The sequence below is a fragment of the Chroococcidiopsis sp. CCALA 051 genome, assembly GCF_003015105.1.
GTDB lineage: Bacteria > Cyanobacteriota > Cyanobacteriia > Cyanobacteriales > Chroococcidiopsidaceae > Chroococcidiopsis > Chroococcidiopsis thermalis.
On sequence record NZ_PYCI01000155.1, the window covers coordinates 1 to 14,491 of the forward strand.

Below are 14,491 nucleotides of genomic sequence, written 5' to 3' on the forward strand. Positions count from 1 at the left end.
GGACAAGGGAGAATTCACGCATTCACGCATTCACACCCCACACCCCACACCCTACACCCTACACCCCACAACGCCAGTTTGCTCAACGGGGGGCGACGAAGTCCGCGATAGCGCCACACCCCACACCCCTTTTTCACGCACCACGCAACTACCAACTACCAATTACCCATTACCCATTACCCATTACCACCAAAACCGAATTCTGATTGAATCTGCCACTTTTTGCCGTCGTGTCGCAATAGCGTTAAACAGCTAGCCGTAAACTCAAAGTAGAGTTGTCGCGGCTGAAATTCTTGCCATGCTAAGCGAAAGTTTTGTCTGGTTAAGTCTTTAAACCCTACCGTCATGTGGGGTGCAAAGGGGCGGGTTTTGGATATGCGATCGACAATTCCTAATTTTGCTGCTAATTGTGCCATCAAATCGGCTTGTAAGGTCAGTAATTCAGCCGATCGCACCACGTCTATATAGATGACGCGCGGAGGGAACGCTGCAAAACCATTGAGCGTAATTGGAATTGAGGCGCGATCGCGAGCAAACTCTTGCAAACACTCTTCTAAAGCGGAAGCGGGTGTATTCGCATTTAACCACCTAAACGGAGGTTGCAAAGTTATGTGGGGTGGAGATTTTAGGGCGGCGCGGCTGTGATACTGCGTGGCAAAATATTGTTTAATCTGGGTGGCATCGTCTTGAATATCTAGTGGAGGTAGTAGAGCAACAAAGAATAAACTGGTTTCGGTATTCAAGGTTGTTTGAAATGTACTTTAAAGTTATGTGAAGTTAAAATTTTGGCGATCGCAGTTGAAAATACTAAATGTTACATATTCATATTTAAGTTTAGAAGTTTAGAGGATGAGCGTGAATGCCTTGGTTTGTCAAGATTGAAAAAGGCATAGTTGACAAAACTATTTTTGACCAACACGTACCCGCCCATAAAGCTTACGTTCGCGATTTAATCGATCGAGGACACCAAGCCAAAACTGGTTATTGGGGGTGTTTGGGTGGCGGAATGATGCTGTTTCAGGCAAACTCCATGACTGAGGCTGAAGCAATTGTGGCTCAAGACCCACTCGTAAAATCTAGTTGTGTTAAATACGAACTATACGAATGGCGGATTGTCGTTGAATGATAATCGGTAGTTGGTAGTTGGTAATGGGTAATGGGTAATTGGCAAGAGGTATTTTCACGTACCACGACACGACTTAATTGCGGAGGGAACCTCCGCAACCGCCCACTTCACCACTTACCACTCACCACGCACTAAAAACTGCTATGATGAAAAAGACTCGGATCTACGCGATCTCAACGCCCAAACCTTGTCAGAACCGGAAGGTAGCAGCAATACGGGATGCTTGTGATAGGCGTGGTCTCCGAGTCGCCTAGTTTATGGGAGCAATTGCAGCCATGCCTGGTTTAGGGGATATCGTGCAAAAAGCGTTTTATCTCGGCGTTGGATTAGCTTCTTATGCCAGCGAGAAGGCGACAGGTAAGCTAGCAGAACTGCGATCGCAGGCTCAAAAACTGGCAGACGAGCTAGTAGCGAAGGGTGAGATGACCGCTGATGAAGCAAAGCGGTACGTGGATGATTTGATGAGGCAAGCTCAACAGCCTCCAACTGAAGTAGATGGTGGTAAAGCTTCTAGCGAACCGCGTCGGATTGAAATTCTGTCCGATGATGAAGAAAATCCCACAACCCCAACGACTCAAACTGCTGGCGATGATAATGTAGATCGGTTACGCGAGCAGGTACAAAAACTGCAAGATGAACTCAGACGACTGCAACGGGAATAGATAGATTAGATTATATGACCCACGAGTTTGTCGGTCGTTAATTAATATTTATTTCGATTCGACTGCGATCGCCTTGAATAACCGTTCAACATAGAATTTTTAGATCTATAAGTAAATAGATTGCGAAATAGATTGGACAGTTAAGTGCTATCCAACTTTATTCAAACATCAAGATTGAGACTGCAACTAGAGTGGATCGCCCCCATAAAACTATGGAAAAGTGGCAAAAAGATTTCTTGGAATTGATCGAAACGGCAGTGGACGAAGTAGAACGGTTGTTTCTGGAAGTGACGACAACTGTGGAAACTCTGTTTGAGCTATCGGGAGAGTTTTCCGAGCATCTCCACAATACGATCGTTACCGAGGTCGAGCAATATCTAGCCGATTTAAATGACGATGTGGATCTCGATTCATATTGGCATCTGGATGACTTGATGGACGATTCGGAAATCTCTTTTCCTTATTCAGTCGAACCTACTCCACAACAACATCCCGCTTGTATGGGTTGCCAGCATTACCACGGACAAGTTTATGGTGGCAATCTCATGGTCTGTGCCATGCATCCCTACGGTTGGGACGATAGCAATTGCCCGGATTGGGAAGCAGAAGAGTTTGAGTTTTAAGTGTAATATTGTATTACAAAGAACCCAAAATTTGAGTCAATCTTGAAACCTTCCCCCGATCTCACATCACAGTCAGCAGCAGAAATGTCAGTAGAGGAAATCAAGTACGGCGAACGCCAGATTGCCGAGGGAAAGCTAATTACATTTCCCAACCCACGGATCGGACGACGGTACGAGATTCACATTACTCTGCCGGAATTTACCTGTAAGTGTCCTTTTTCTGGCTATCCTGATTTTGCCACGATTAACATTACATACGTCCCTGACGAACGGGTAGTGGAGCTAAAAGCTATTAAACTTTATATTAATAGCTATCGCGATCGCTACATTTCTCACGAAGAGAGCGTCAATCAGATTCTCGATGACTTTGTAGCAGCTTGCGATCCTTTAGAAGCCCATATCAAAGGTGATTTTGCCCCCCGTGGTAACGTACATACAGTTATTGAGGTACACCACCAAAAGTCTGCTTAATTACCAGATAGAGCCTGGAGTAGATCTAATCCGCATTCTGACTTCTGGCTCCTGGCTCCTGCAAGAAAAATCTTTCCGCAGAATTGAGAAAATAAAGTTAAATAATGTTACTTTTGATGCAGTTCTGTAACTGACTCATTTAGCTTGCCATGCGTGGATTTCGGTATCTTCTGGGAATAGCGATCGCCTTCCTTGTCTTTGTCACCTTGCCTTTACCTGCTCAAGCTGCTAGTTCCGCAGCCATCCGAGCCTACGATGACGTGCAAGTTCAGACGAAAGATTATTCTGGTCAAAATTTAGTCAGAGCAGAGTTTAATAATACTAAGCTTGCAGAGGCTAACTTTAGTAGCGCCGATTTGCGAGGAGCAGTTTTTAATAGTGCGGTTTTGCGTAAAGCTAACTTGCACGGCGTTGACTTCAGCTATGGTATTGCCTATCTCAGCGATTTATCAGCAGCAGACCTGAGCGATGCAATTTTGACATCAGCCATGATGTTGCGATCGAATTTTAAGGGAGCAAAAGTGAATGGTGCAGATTTTAGCGAAGCCGTACTAGATCGAGAACAAGTCGTAGAGTTGTGTAAATATGCCAGTGGAGTTAATCCCGTCACTGGAGTTGATACCCGCGAGTCTCTAGGATGTTCGTAATGGAGTAGAGACGTGAAATTTCGCGTCTCTACAACTATAGCCATAGCCTGCTAGTCGTCTCCATCGTCATCATTACGGGTTTGAGGTGGAGGTGCAGTGGATTTAGCAGGCGATTGTGGAGTAACTATTTGTATTGGTGGAGAAATAGCATCAGGAATCTTTGGTATCTGCGGGACAACTATTTTTACTGGTGAAGAAACAGCATCAGGAATCTTTGGTATTTGCGGAGTAACTACTTTGACTTGAGAGGGTGCAGAATTAGGTGCTGGGTTAGGCGATCGCGGTGCAGTTGCTTGAGCTGGTGTTGTGGCTGGGCGCGATCGCGGTTTCGATGTTTGCGTTTGCACTGGCGCTGTAGCTGGACGCGCTTGTGGTTTCGATGTTTGAACTGATGTTGTGGCTGGGCGCGCTTGTGGTTTCGATGTTTGAGTTGGAGGTAATGTAGATTGAGGTGATGCTGTTGGTGCTGAAGGGACTACAGATTGAGGCGGACGCGCCGTGTAGTTTTGTAAAGCTAAGAAGGCAGCTACAGCAGAAGCACTGGTAGCGATCGCGGCTAGAACTCTAGAGATCGCATCCATTTTTTTGTACTTCAGCTCTATCTCCTTGTAGTTTTTCTCATTTTCATCGCTCATTGTTACTTAGCTCAAACTTACGTTTAGTTGTTAGTTTAAACTACATAACTGTTTACATCTACTAAGTGGTAGATTTTGCTGAAGTTGTGGTACTAATTTGATCTAAAATCTCCAACATTTCTCGCTCAAAAGCCACCTGCGCCCGATTGGTTCTACCACCAACGTAAAAATGACCGTCTTTTTCTAAAGCCCAAATTTGCGAGTGGGAAACATAACTCATCACAACTCCCAACATCAACAAGCCAAAACCTGCATAGACAATGGGAATTCCAGGGTCAGCTTTAATTTGCAAACCCGTGCTGCCAACCATCTCGACAATTCTCAGCGTCACACCGTTGACAGTGGTAGCCATTCCTGCCCGCAGGGTATCAACTAACTGACCTTTGGCATCATAAATCAATAGCGTTCCCTGTAAATCTTTTGCTAGCAGAGAAACGCCCTCACTCAAATCTGTTTTCGTGGGAATCCATGTTCCCCACAAACGACCGTTCCCGTTGGTATTTAAAGCTGCCATTGGTAATTGCAAGGTTGGACTATGATTAAATCGAATCCGAATTGCCGCAATACCCCAGTCGGTTTGATAAAAAGTTACGCCTCGGTAGCGAAAAGGTTGGTTGACAAATATAGTCTTACGTTTGACTTCTTGTCCCTGGCGATCGAGTGCAGATATATCCGAATAAAATTGGTCGATACTACCAGTAGGGGTGTAATCGATCCAAAAGCGATTGACTTTTAAAGCTAAATCTTTGGGAATTTGAGGTGCTGCTAGTGGTCCAGCATCAATGATGTTACGTATTTGAAAGCTTTCACCGCTAGGAACCATTTCTTGAGCGACAAAACCCGTCATGGCTCCCCAAATTGCCCCAGCTAAAATGATGACAATACCAATGTGAACGATAATTGGACCAATTCTTCCTGCAATACCTTTACGGGCATATAAGTTGTTTTGTTCGCCCTGAAAGACACGGTAGCGCTTTTGTTGCAACAGTTGCGTCAGAGAGGAAAGAGAAGCGTTGTCGAGTTCTGCACTCAAAGCCAATTTTTGAAACTGGCGGGGTTGGTCGTATAATTTCCAATTACGAGCAGCTTTAAGAGCGGGTAACTGGCGGGTAAAGCTACAGGCTGTGAGGCTGGTAGCAAATAGAATCAGTAACGATAAAAACCACCACGTACGATATACGTGGTCTAAGCCTATAGTTAAGATAACTTTCCAACTCAGGAAACCGAATAAAGCTGGGTCTGTAGGATAGTTAGCTTTGTAAAACTCGATTGATTGTCCTTGTTCTATTACCGTACCGCTAGCGCTAAAGAAGGCGATCGCTAATAATAAGACGATCGCCAACCGTAAATCTGTGAGGATGGGTAAGAGTTCTGCACGCAGAAATTTACCTAAATGCGATCGCGGTGTTGAATTAGTCGCAGAATTATCTAAAGTCATTTGTCGTTTGTCATTTGTCATTTGTCGTTTGTCATTTGTCATTTGTCACAATTAACAAACAACTATTAACTCAGTGGAATTCGAGATAAGAGCGAAAACACTCCAAATCCTACCAGTAACGCCCCACTCACAGGGGTAATCCACCCCGACCACTGCCGCAACTCTAACAACTTCTTAATGCTAGCGGTGAACGTACCAGCTAAGATCAGCGGTGTTACATAGCCTGCGGTGTATGCCAGTAACAACGCTGCTCCCAGAATGGTATTTTGTGTAGTTGTGACCCAGGCAAGGAGCGTTGCTAGCACTGGGGTGCTACAGGGAGAGGCGACTAAACCAAAGGTCAGACCGATGAGATAGGAGCGTACAGCTGGGGGAAAATCTTTAGAAATCCAATCCATCCCCCCAAACGATGGTAGTTGTATGGGTAAGGCTTCTAATAAATTCAGCCCCATCAAAATTGCGATGATGCTAACAATAATTGGCAGACCAATCCCAACTTGACCGTAAACTTTGCCTACGAGTGCCGCAACTATTCCCAAGGCTGCTAAAGTTGTGGCTAATCCCAACGCAAACCATGTTGATTGAGCTGCGGCTTGCCAGCGACTTTTAGTTTCATAACCACCAATGTAACCGATGGTGATGGGCAGCATGGAAAGCATACAGGGTGTGAGGCTAGTCAGCAACCCTGCTGTAAAGATAATACCTATGCTGACCCAGCCCAAATGAGATAACTGCTCGGCGACTAAGAGATCGGCAAATTGTTCGAGTTTGTAGAGCTGAGTTTGAATGGTTTCCAGCATGGACAGCTACGTGATGGAATGCTGACTATGCTTGCATTTTAGCTTAATTCATGCCTTTTCCTGGCGCTAGAGGCGATCGCCCGACTGGAAAAAACGCTAGCATACCACAATTTTTGCAATTATTTAGATTATCGTTAGATTGTTTTTGCAGTTTTGATGCATCTAGTTACAACAGTCAGAATCTCTTGCTATTTTGCTGAATAATTGACCTGATTTATTTTATTTTACGAATTGTAATTAAATCTAAATACTTCCTTAGTGAATATTCCGTAAAGTTGCGGATGTCCAGCAGATGTACGGAGGAATAATCTATTGGTTAGCCTTTACGATACACGGTTTCTTAATAAAAAATTTATGAATCATGACTTTAGATTGTTTAACACAATTGATATTGACCAACTAAAAATAATTTAGTCAAGCAACTTTATGAGTCAATCAAAACTCAATTACAATTTCAAATACGAGCTAGATATGTATTTATTAATGGTTCTGATTTCAGCAATTCTCTTCACCATTGGCGGTGTATTCATGAAGCTATCTGAAGGGTTATCTCAGCCTATCCCTACCTTATTGGTATACATCTTCTTTATTGCTGGAGCAAGTATACAGACTGTTGCCATGCGTAAGGCTACGCTAGGAGTAACATATATTGTCGTATTAGGATTAGAATCAATCCTAGCAGTTTTATTTGGGGTTGTTTTATTTCAAGAAAGTTTGTCTTACATCAATGTCATTGGTGTCAGTTTTATTGTTGCTGGCATGGGTTTTTTACAAGGTAAAAAATAGAGATTTTAAACAAACCGCTCTTGTTTTCGCTCTTGAAAAGGTACAATTTCTGCTTCGCTACTTTCTCGGGCGACACGAATTAGCAATCCAGCAATAATCAAACTTGTCATCATTGAATTTCCACCATAACTCATGAGTGGAAAGGGTAGACCTGTAGTCGGTAGCGCTCCTGTCGCTACACCAATATTAAGTAAAGATTGCCCTACCATCAATATCATTGCCCCGATCGCAACTAATCTAAAAACTGGATTGCGGGCATTAAACGCTACCAGTAAAGCCAGAGTTGCATAAACCATCAACATTAATAATAGTAAAAGGCAACCAACAAAGCCGAACTCTTCAGCAAAAATAGCAAAAATGAAATCGGTGTATTGAATTGGCAAATAAAATAACTTTTGTTGTGATAAGCCAAATCCCTTACCCCAAATTCCACCGGAACCAATAGCAATTAAACTTTGTACTAATTGATATCCATGCCCTGATGCATCTTGCCAAGGATTACGGTACAACATCAATCGCTTCATTTGGTACGGTCGCAGCATTGCACTCAGCGCCGCAGTTCCAACTCCTAATAATGCCGCAGGTACTAAGTAAAGATAGGGTATGGCTGCTGCTAGCGCTACTAACCATATACTCATACCACACAGAGCGGTCATACTCAGATTTGGCTGTAGTAAAATCCCCCCTAGCATCAAAATAAAAATTAATATCCAGAGAATACGATTTCCTGGGCTAATTTGATACCATCTACCAAAAATCTTCGCACTTTGGAGGACTAAAAATGGCTTGATCAATTCTGATGGTTGAATTGCTATAATCCTCAGATTCAGCCAGCGCATAGCACCATTCACTTTTATTCCCATTCCAGGAACAAAAATCAAAAATAGTAACCCTAGTAAAATCAGAAAGAACCAATGGGAGACATTTAAGATTCTTTTAAGTGGGGAATGGATGACGTAGTTAAATCCTAATAATCCAATAAATATCCATGCCAGTTGACGCTTGACATAGTAAAAACCATCTCCCATAGTTTCGCCTTCGACATAGGAAGCAGAAAAGAGAACCGCTAATCCGATGAATAACCAGAGAAAGGTCATCCAATGCAGTAATCTTGGCAGGATTGCCCATTGGGAAACAGGAGGGAAGAAAAAAGTGACGATCCGGCGTAGCAGCTTCACGGCAGCTATAGTTGTGTGAGGACAGTAGGAGTATAGCGGATGTTTTTGCAAAAGGGGCGATCGCGCTTTCAATCCGATACATATGTATAAAACTAGTAGGGGCGCACAACGGTGCGCCCCTACTAATTGAAACCTATGAAGAAAGCTGCAATTACAGCAAACCTGTATTCATTCCAGGCTTACCAGTAGCTAATTGTACCTTCACAATTTTGCCACCCATTTTCATGATCCGTTGCTGCTCGCGGAACCAGTTGTCGTAAGGAACCAGTTTGGTGAAATAGGTATTTTGTAATTCGCGCTGCGTCCGAATCCGAGTTTGGCTAGGGACGCAAGCTGTTACCTTAAACATCCGCATCGTTCAAAATCTCCTGTAAAGAATGTAGAAAATTTTTGATGTCAACTTATTCGAGTGCTTGTCAGTGCTGCAACGTTCTTACCGAATTAGCACTCTTTTTATTTACTACCCCTAATTCTCCCATAAGTTTCACTGCTATTCGAGAGCGCCAGGTAGATTTTCTCAAAAACTTTTTAATGACTTGACGTGTTAATGACTACACGTGTAATTTTTCTCAGTTAACAGCAATTCCTGACAACTCTGCACAGACGTTAGATGTAACGTCTCTACACTGTTAACTGAATTAATCGAAGGCTGGGAGTAAATCGTCAATACTAAAGCGCGATCGCTTATACTCTTAACGCTGAGTCAGACAGGCGATAGAACGTTCTAGCACTCACGACCGACTCCCAGACTTGATTTAGACGATTGCCTTAGTAGCCTGCGATCGCAGCTACTACTTTAAAGATCCAACTCTTAGCTCAAGCCAGAGCAGATGTAGTCGAAGTATACGCCCATTTCCTTACCAGCGTCGGGACCAGTCAAGCTAGCGGTGACTTCTTTCATCGCTTGGATAGCTTGTACAGTAGCGCCTACGGGTACGCCGAGGGAGTTGTAGGTTTCTTTCAAACCGTTGAGAACGCGCTCGTCGAGGATGGAAGGATCGCCAGCCAACATTGCGTAGGTGGAATAGCGGAGGTAGTAGTCGAGGTCGCGAATGCAAGCAGCATAGCGGCGAGTGGTGTACATGTTACCACCTGGGCGGGTGATATCAGAATACAGCAGGGACTTAGCTACAGCTTCCTTAACGATCGCAGCAGCATTAGCAGCGATGGTGGTAGCAGCACGAACTCGCAGTTCGCCACTTTGGAAGTAGCCTTTTAGCTTTTCCATAGCAGCGGTGTCCAAGTACTTACCTTGAACGTCTGAAGTGTTGATTACAGAGGTAATTGCGTCTTGCATTTCTTTGCTTCCTTATGTCACACGTAAAAAGATCGACAAGTAGACAAATGCTCTACTGCATAGCTCCGACGAGGTAATCGAAGTAAGAACCAGCTTCGCCAGCGTCTTCACCAGACATCATCGAGGTAGCTACGTTCTTCATAGCGCGAACGCCTTCTGCTACTGCTTCGATGGGTGTACCGAGGGATTTGTACATTTCGCGCACGCCAACAATCCCGATTTCTTCAATGGGAGTAACGTCGCCAGCTACAACTCCGTAGGTGATCAGGCGGAGGTAGTAGTCTAGGTCGCGCAAGCAGGTAGCGGTCATTTCTTGACCGTAAGCATTTCCACCAGGAGAAACAACGTCAGGGCGCTTCTGGAACAATTGGTCGCCAGCTTGCTTCACGATCCGCTCGCGATTGTCGGTCAATGCTTGAGCAATGCGCAGACGGCGTTCGCCGCTGGTAACAAAGCTCTTGATCCGATCGAGTTCGCCAGGGCTGAGGTAGCGAGCTTCTGCGTCGGCATTCACGATGGACTTCGTGACGATACTCATTTAACTGATTCCTCCAAAAAAATGAAACCAGGTTTATATATAACTGGTGTAATCGTGGGGGTGACTGATTGCCACTTCTGGATTTTACCGTAACCCAACAGCTTGTAGGCTATCAGAGTTATTTCGCTTCGCAGAAGACTTGCGCGATCGCATCTACACAAGTTGTTAATCTCAGTTACCTACCGCAAATATTTTGCGGCATTGCGTTCATCTTCTGATTCAGCTCTTAACAGTTTGTAACATTCTCTTTCAGAATTGGGACTGAAAAGAGGAGCTGGGGGCTAGGCGCTGGGGGTTAGAAATTGCAACTAGACTCTGCAATTTTTCGCAATCGGAATTAGATCCCCCTAAATCCCCCTTAAAAAGGGGGACTTGCGGATCTTGCTTCCCCTGAAAACGGGAACTCAGGAATCTATATAGTTCCTATTCCCCCCTTAACAAGGGGGGCTAGGGGGGATCTTCCCGTGTCAATTACCGCTGCCCGAACGACTGCGCTAACAACGAAGGAGATAGGTCAGACCAAGACTGCTTCACTAAGTCAGCCGCAGCCTTAACGCTACCCAGATAGTTACCAGCAGGGAGAGACGGATAGCGACGGTATGGCACTACGTCTTCGCCGAAGTACTGGGCATACTCTGGACTCTCTACCATCGCGTCTACAGCCGCTTTTAAGCCGCCCTCAGACAATAATTTGTTGTACTGTCTGATCTCACCCTGAGTTGCAGGTGCGCGTCCCAACAGGTGTCTGAACAGGAATTCAATCACCTTGGTGTTGGGATAGGGGGTATAGAAGCGACGACAGTAAATTTCGGAGCTAGCCAAGGCACGGATAAATTCGCGCACCGAGATTTCACCATTACGCAGTTTGCTCTCCAAGTCAGAACGACGGAAGTAAACGGGTACTTGACCGCTAAATACATCCATGACCTGACAGTAAATCGCGTTGATAACTTGGGCGATTTCCCCTTGGTTGGCTCCCTGTGTCATGCGGTAGATCCGCGCTGGTTTGCGGCGAGCTGTACCGACACCAACTTCTACAGATTGTCCGCGTCCGTCGTTATAAGAGCGACCGAGTTCGATAAATAGCGGCTTGCTCTTATCGACTTGCCGTGCTTTGGCTGCCATATCCGCGATCGCTTTTGCCATTAATGGCATATTTTCCGTTGCCATGCGCGGTTGTACTGGCTCGAAGCTGGGAACGACAATATCGTCATTCTGCTTCGTCAGCTGGTTGTATAGCTTCTCGGTATTCGGGAAGTTAGCTGCTGGCAAGGTGGGGAAGCGACGGTAAGGCACGTAGTATTCGCCAAATACCTGAGCGTATTCCGCACTGTTAACCATTGCTCCAACAAAGGCACGTAAACCTTGAGTTGCGAGGATTTGGTTATACTTGCGAATTTCAGCTTGGTCGATGGGGGCGCGTCCTAAGAAATGCTTGGTTCCCTGCTCGATAACCTTGGTGTTGGGATAAGGAGCGTAAAACTCTTTGAGATATAAGTTTGAGTTTCCTAACCCTTCGATAAATTCCTTAACAGTAATTTCACCATTGCCTAATTTGCTTTCTAGGGCGGTGAATTCGTTTTGGGCGATGTAGGGTTCGATGTCGCGCTCGAAGATTTGACGGTAAGCAGCACGGATAATCGTTTGTACGGCTACTTTGTCGCTGTTTTCTTCTAGCTTGAAGATCTTCGTTTGTTCCCGCTGCTTGGTAACACCTTGAGCCACGCGAATCTGAATATCTGGCTGCGTCCGCATTTCGGTAACAGCACCCAGTTCGACAAAGCGGGGAGTTTCTTCCTTATCGACTCTTGCGCCAACATCTTCGCGAATGCTACCAGTACGCAGCGATCGCAGTGCTTGACCTTGAGGTGTCAGATAGCGCTCGTATGGTACGGTATCTTCCCCAAAAGCTTCGCCGTATTCCGGGCTGTCAATAATTGCGTCTACCAGAGCGTAGAAGCCCTTCTTAGCACAAATATCGAAGTATTTGTTGTTTTCTTGTCTGCCATAAGTTGGACGACCCAACAGGCGGCGGTGAATGTATTCGATCGCCTTACAGACATAGAATGGTGTCCAATACAGCTTGCGGAATAGATCCGATTTAGCTAAAGCGCGGATAAATTCCCGTAGCGAAATTTCACCGTTTTCCAGTTTAATTTCAGCTACCTTCAACCGCTGTCCTTCATAGACATCCCGTCCGAATACCTGTAGGTAAGCGGCACGGATCACGGCTTGAGTCGAACTTTCCGAGAATCTAACGCTAGAAGTTGTAGGAGATTTTCTCCCACCCGTCGCTGGAATTTGATCCAAGCGGAAGACTTTCGCGCCCAAAGTGCCAGGGAATTCACCCCGCGCTCTCGGATTGCTGTTTTGGTTATTAATCCCTGGTCCTTGGTGGATCAAGATCCGCTTAGTATCTTTACCAAAAGGTGCAGGGCTGCTGCTAGGGTTGCGGGTTTCTTTCGGGAAGATTGCCCCAAACTGAATTTCTAACGGATCGTTACCAGAACCATACGGATGTTGGTCGGGTAGCGGTCTATTGTACGCCGCAAATGTCGTGATGAATTGCGGTACTTTGCGGAAGGGGGCGCTGTAATTGAGTAAGTCTTGTTGGGGACCCCAGTTACGACACTCTTGCGCTTCTTGACCCAGACCGCGAATATAAGGTACAGTCTCTTCCCCGAAGTAGTCGGAGTATTCCTGAGAATCTACCAGCGCGTCTATTAGTGCTGATAAGCCACCATTAGAAACAATCGAGAAATATTTCTGGACTTCTTCGCGAGAACTCGGACCCCGACCCAAAATGTGACGAAAAGCTAATTCCAGGGCGCGGCTGTTGATGAATGGCTCGTAAAATTGCTTACGATATAGGGGCGATTTTGCTAAGCGGCGAATAAACTCTTTCATGGAGATATCGCCGTTCTTAACTTGAGATTCCAAGTAAGAAATCGACTGGCTGTAAGCGCGGGTGATATCGCGCTCGAAGACTTGGCGATAAGCAGCTTTAACGATATCGTTCTTTTCCGCTGCCGATAGCCCTGGTTTCATCGCATACTTGGGTCGTCTTTCTGCCGCATTAAAGTAGATTTGTGGCAGTTGTAACCCTTGCTGGTCGGACGAAGGACGCTGACGCAGTTTATTAGAAGGTGTAGGGGCTTTAAATTCTGTAATCAATACGTCCATGTACTGAGCAACAATATTTGCTGCTTCAGGATTCTGGCGGAAATAAGACAGCGCCGATGCCCGCATTTCCTGCAATGCGACAATGGTTGCTTCGCCAGAACAGGCATTTTCAATGATCTCCCGCAGACCCCGCACGTTAACAGAGATAATATTTGGATCGCCAGCTACGATCGCATACGTCGCATAACGTAAAAACCACGACAAGTCCCGTAGGGATTTTTGCATGTTCCCAGGACCGTAGCGGGCAACGTTGATGGGGCGAAAACCAGGAGGTGTAGGACCACCGCCACCACCACCAGGACTAGCACTGAAAAGCGATCGCAATCCCTCTAAGAAACCGCCGCCCCGACTCTCAACGTAGGTGATAGTTCCTAACTGCATCCCTTGTTTGACATCAGGTACAGTTGCTGCCATCGCCATTTCTGTTTCTCTGGGTTTTTCCAGATAAGCCATTGGCGAACCACCGACAAAGATGCGGTTAGCGGCACGGGATACAATAATCTCAGAATTTTTTGTTAAAGTTTCAGCAATTTCTAGCCGCTTATTGCCAGAGGCGAAATAGTTGGCTAACTCGTCCAGTTCGCCCCGCCCTAAAAAGCGGTCTTGCTGTTCGGCTTGGGAAATGGTTGCGACTGCTAGCGTTTGATATAGTTGCGGACGTGCAACTGAGCTTCCACCACTTGCCTTAACACTCATTAGATTTCTTAAGCTCCCATCAATAATCGTTACTGTGTTAAGTCTGACCAGGGTGTGAATGAATTCACGTTTGTTTATTTTAGGTTTTTCCCTCCCCAGAAAGGGAATTTTTCTTCACTTATATGAGGTGACGATCGCCTGAAATCAACCTGGTCAGCTTTTAGATTAGAACGTTTTGGGCTCTTTACACCGCTATATTAAGAAGTGTGTAGTTTTCTCAATCTCAATGCCGTTGAATGTAGTCTTACTTACAACATAAGTACTGAGAAAAATTATAAGTTTTGTAACAAATACTGAATTTATGTGAGAGGCGATCGGCTTAACTTAAAGTTTTAGTATTACAGTTGTACTTACATGGATGAGAGACAAGCTCGTTTTTGATAATGCCAATAACGTGCGGTCGCTTGATGA

The 14,491-nt window shown here is 45.2% G+C and carries 15 protein-coding genes, 1 other RNA gene and 1 pseudogene; 8 read left to right on the forward strand and 9 right to left on the reverse strand.

Annotated elements, in window-relative coordinates:
* Positions 1-206, forward strand: a pseudogene (locus C7Y66_RS31395) (hypothetical protein); the annotation flags it as partial.
* Here the strand turns inward: C7Y66_RS31395 and C7Y66_RS26245 are convergent.
* Positions 177-743, reverse strand: a complete 567-nt coding sequence (locus C7Y66_RS26245) for a 2'-5' RNA ligase family protein (RefSeq protein ID WP_106547852.1) — start codon at positions 741-743, stop codon at positions 177-179. The pseudogene C7Y66_RS31395 and the gene C7Y66_RS26245 overlap by 30 nt on opposite strands.
* Positions 744-859: 116 nt before the next feature.
* Between C7Y66_RS26245 and C7Y66_RS26250 the strand changes: the two genes are divergently transcribed.
* The 6 genes from C7Y66_RS26250 to C7Y66_RS26275 all read left to right on the forward strand — a co-directional run bounded on the left by C7Y66_RS26250 (position 860) and on the right by C7Y66_RS26275 (position 3,529).
* On the forward strand, positions 860-1,126 hold the full coding sequence (locus C7Y66_RS26250; protein ID WP_015156267.1) for a YciI family protein: 267 nt from the start codon (positions 860-862) through the stop codon (positions 1,124-1,126).
* Positions 1,127-1,280: 154 nt separating this feature from the next.
* An RNA gene (gene ffs, locus C7Y66_RS26255) (signal recognition particle sRNA small type) lies at positions 1,281-1,377 on the forward strand.
* A gap of 24 nt (positions 1,378-1,401) precedes the next feature.
* On the forward strand, positions 1,402-1,788 hold the full coding sequence (locus C7Y66_RS26260) for a phasin family protein (RefSeq protein ID WP_106547858.1): 387 nt from the start codon (positions 1,402-1,404) through the stop codon (positions 1,786-1,788).
* 212 nt (positions 1,789-2,000) lie between these two features.
* Positions 2,001-2,411, forward strand: coding sequence for a hypothetical protein (locus C7Y66_RS26265; protein ID WP_015156265.1), 411 nt, complete (start codon positions 2,001-2,003; stop codon positions 2,409-2,411).
* Between the two features lie 84 nt (positions 2,412-2,495).
* The gene (queF, locus tag C7Y66_RS26270; protein ID WP_051033287.1) at positions 2,496-2,882 is read left to right on the forward strand and encodes a preQ(1) synthase; all 387 of its coding nucleotides are present in this window, start codon (positions 2,496-2,498) and stop codon (positions 2,880-2,882) included.
* 149 nt (positions 2,883-3,031) lie between these two features.
* A complete protein-coding gene (locus C7Y66_RS26275; protein WP_106547853.1) occupies positions 3,032-3,529 on the forward strand; it encodes a pentapeptide repeat-containing protein in 498 nt (165 codons plus the stop codon).
* Positions 3,530-3,579: 50 nt separating this feature from the next.
* On the opposite strand, the gene C7Y66_RS26280 is transcribed toward C7Y66_RS26275, so the two are convergent.
* From C7Y66_RS26280 to C7Y66_RS26290, 3 genes are all read right to left on the reverse strand, one after another.
* Positions 3,580-4,164 carry a hypothetical protein gene (locus C7Y66_RS26280; protein WP_106547854.1) on the reverse strand — a complete coding sequence of 195 codons (585 nt, stop codon included), beginning with the start codon at positions 4,162-4,164 and terminating at the stop codon, positions 3,580-3,582.
* 61 nt (positions 4,165-4,225) lie between these two features.
* Positions 4,226-5,602, reverse strand: coding sequence for a cytochrome c biogenesis protein (locus C7Y66_RS26285; protein ID WP_106547859.1), 1,377 nt, complete (start codon positions 5,600-5,602; stop codon positions 4,226-4,228).
* A 65-nt stretch (positions 5,603-5,667) separates the two neighbouring features.
* A complete protein-coding gene (locus C7Y66_RS26290; RefSeq protein WP_106547855.1) occupies positions 5,668-6,402 on the reverse strand; it encodes a cytochrome c biogenesis protein CcdA in 735 nt (244 codons plus the stop codon).
* Between the two features lie 426 nt (positions 6,403-6,828).
* Here C7Y66_RS26290 and C7Y66_RS26295 point away from each other — a divergent pair, with 426 nt between their 5' ends.
* Entirely contained in the window at positions 6,829-7,188 is a 360-nt protein-coding gene (locus C7Y66_RS26295) for a multidrug efflux SMR transporter (RefSeq protein WP_233222859.1), read from the forward strand.
* A 5-nt stretch (positions 7,189-7,193) separates the two neighbouring features.
* Here C7Y66_RS26295 and C7Y66_RS26300 read toward each other — a convergent pair whose 3' ends face one another.
* From C7Y66_RS26300 to C7Y66_RS26320, 5 genes are all read right to left on the reverse strand, one after another.
* Positions 7,194-8,366 (reverse strand): FtsW/RodA/SpoVE family cell cycle protein, encoded by a 1,173-nt coding sequence (locus C7Y66_RS26300; protein WP_106547856.1) that lies wholly within the window; start codon positions 8,364-8,366, stop codon positions 7,194-7,196.
* Positions 8,367-8,517: 151 nt separating this feature from the next.
* Complete coding sequence (locus C7Y66_RS26305) at positions 8,518-8,721, reverse strand: phycobilisome linker polypeptide (protein WP_015156258.1); 204 nt, start codon at positions 8,719-8,721, stop codon at positions 8,518-8,520.
* Between the two features lie 456 nt (positions 8,722-9,177).
* The gene (gene apcB, locus C7Y66_RS26310) at positions 9,178-9,663 is read right to left on the reverse strand and encodes an allophycocyanin subunit beta (protein ID WP_015156257.1); all 486 of its coding nucleotides are present in this window, start codon (positions 9,661-9,663) and stop codon (positions 9,178-9,180) included.
* A gap of 52 nt (positions 9,664-9,715) precedes the next feature.
* On the reverse strand, positions 9,716-10,201 hold the full coding sequence (gene apcA, locus C7Y66_RS26315; protein ID WP_015156256.1) for an allophycocyanin subunit alpha: 486 nt from the start codon (positions 10,199-10,201) through the stop codon (positions 9,716-9,718).
* 471 nt (positions 10,202-10,672) lie between these two features.
* A complete protein-coding gene (locus tag C7Y66_RS26320) occupies positions 10,673-14,080 on the reverse strand; it encodes a phycobilisome rod-core linker polypeptide (RefSeq protein WP_106547857.1) in 3,408 nt (1,135 codons plus the stop codon).
* Positions 14,081-14,491 lie beyond the last annotated feature (411 nt).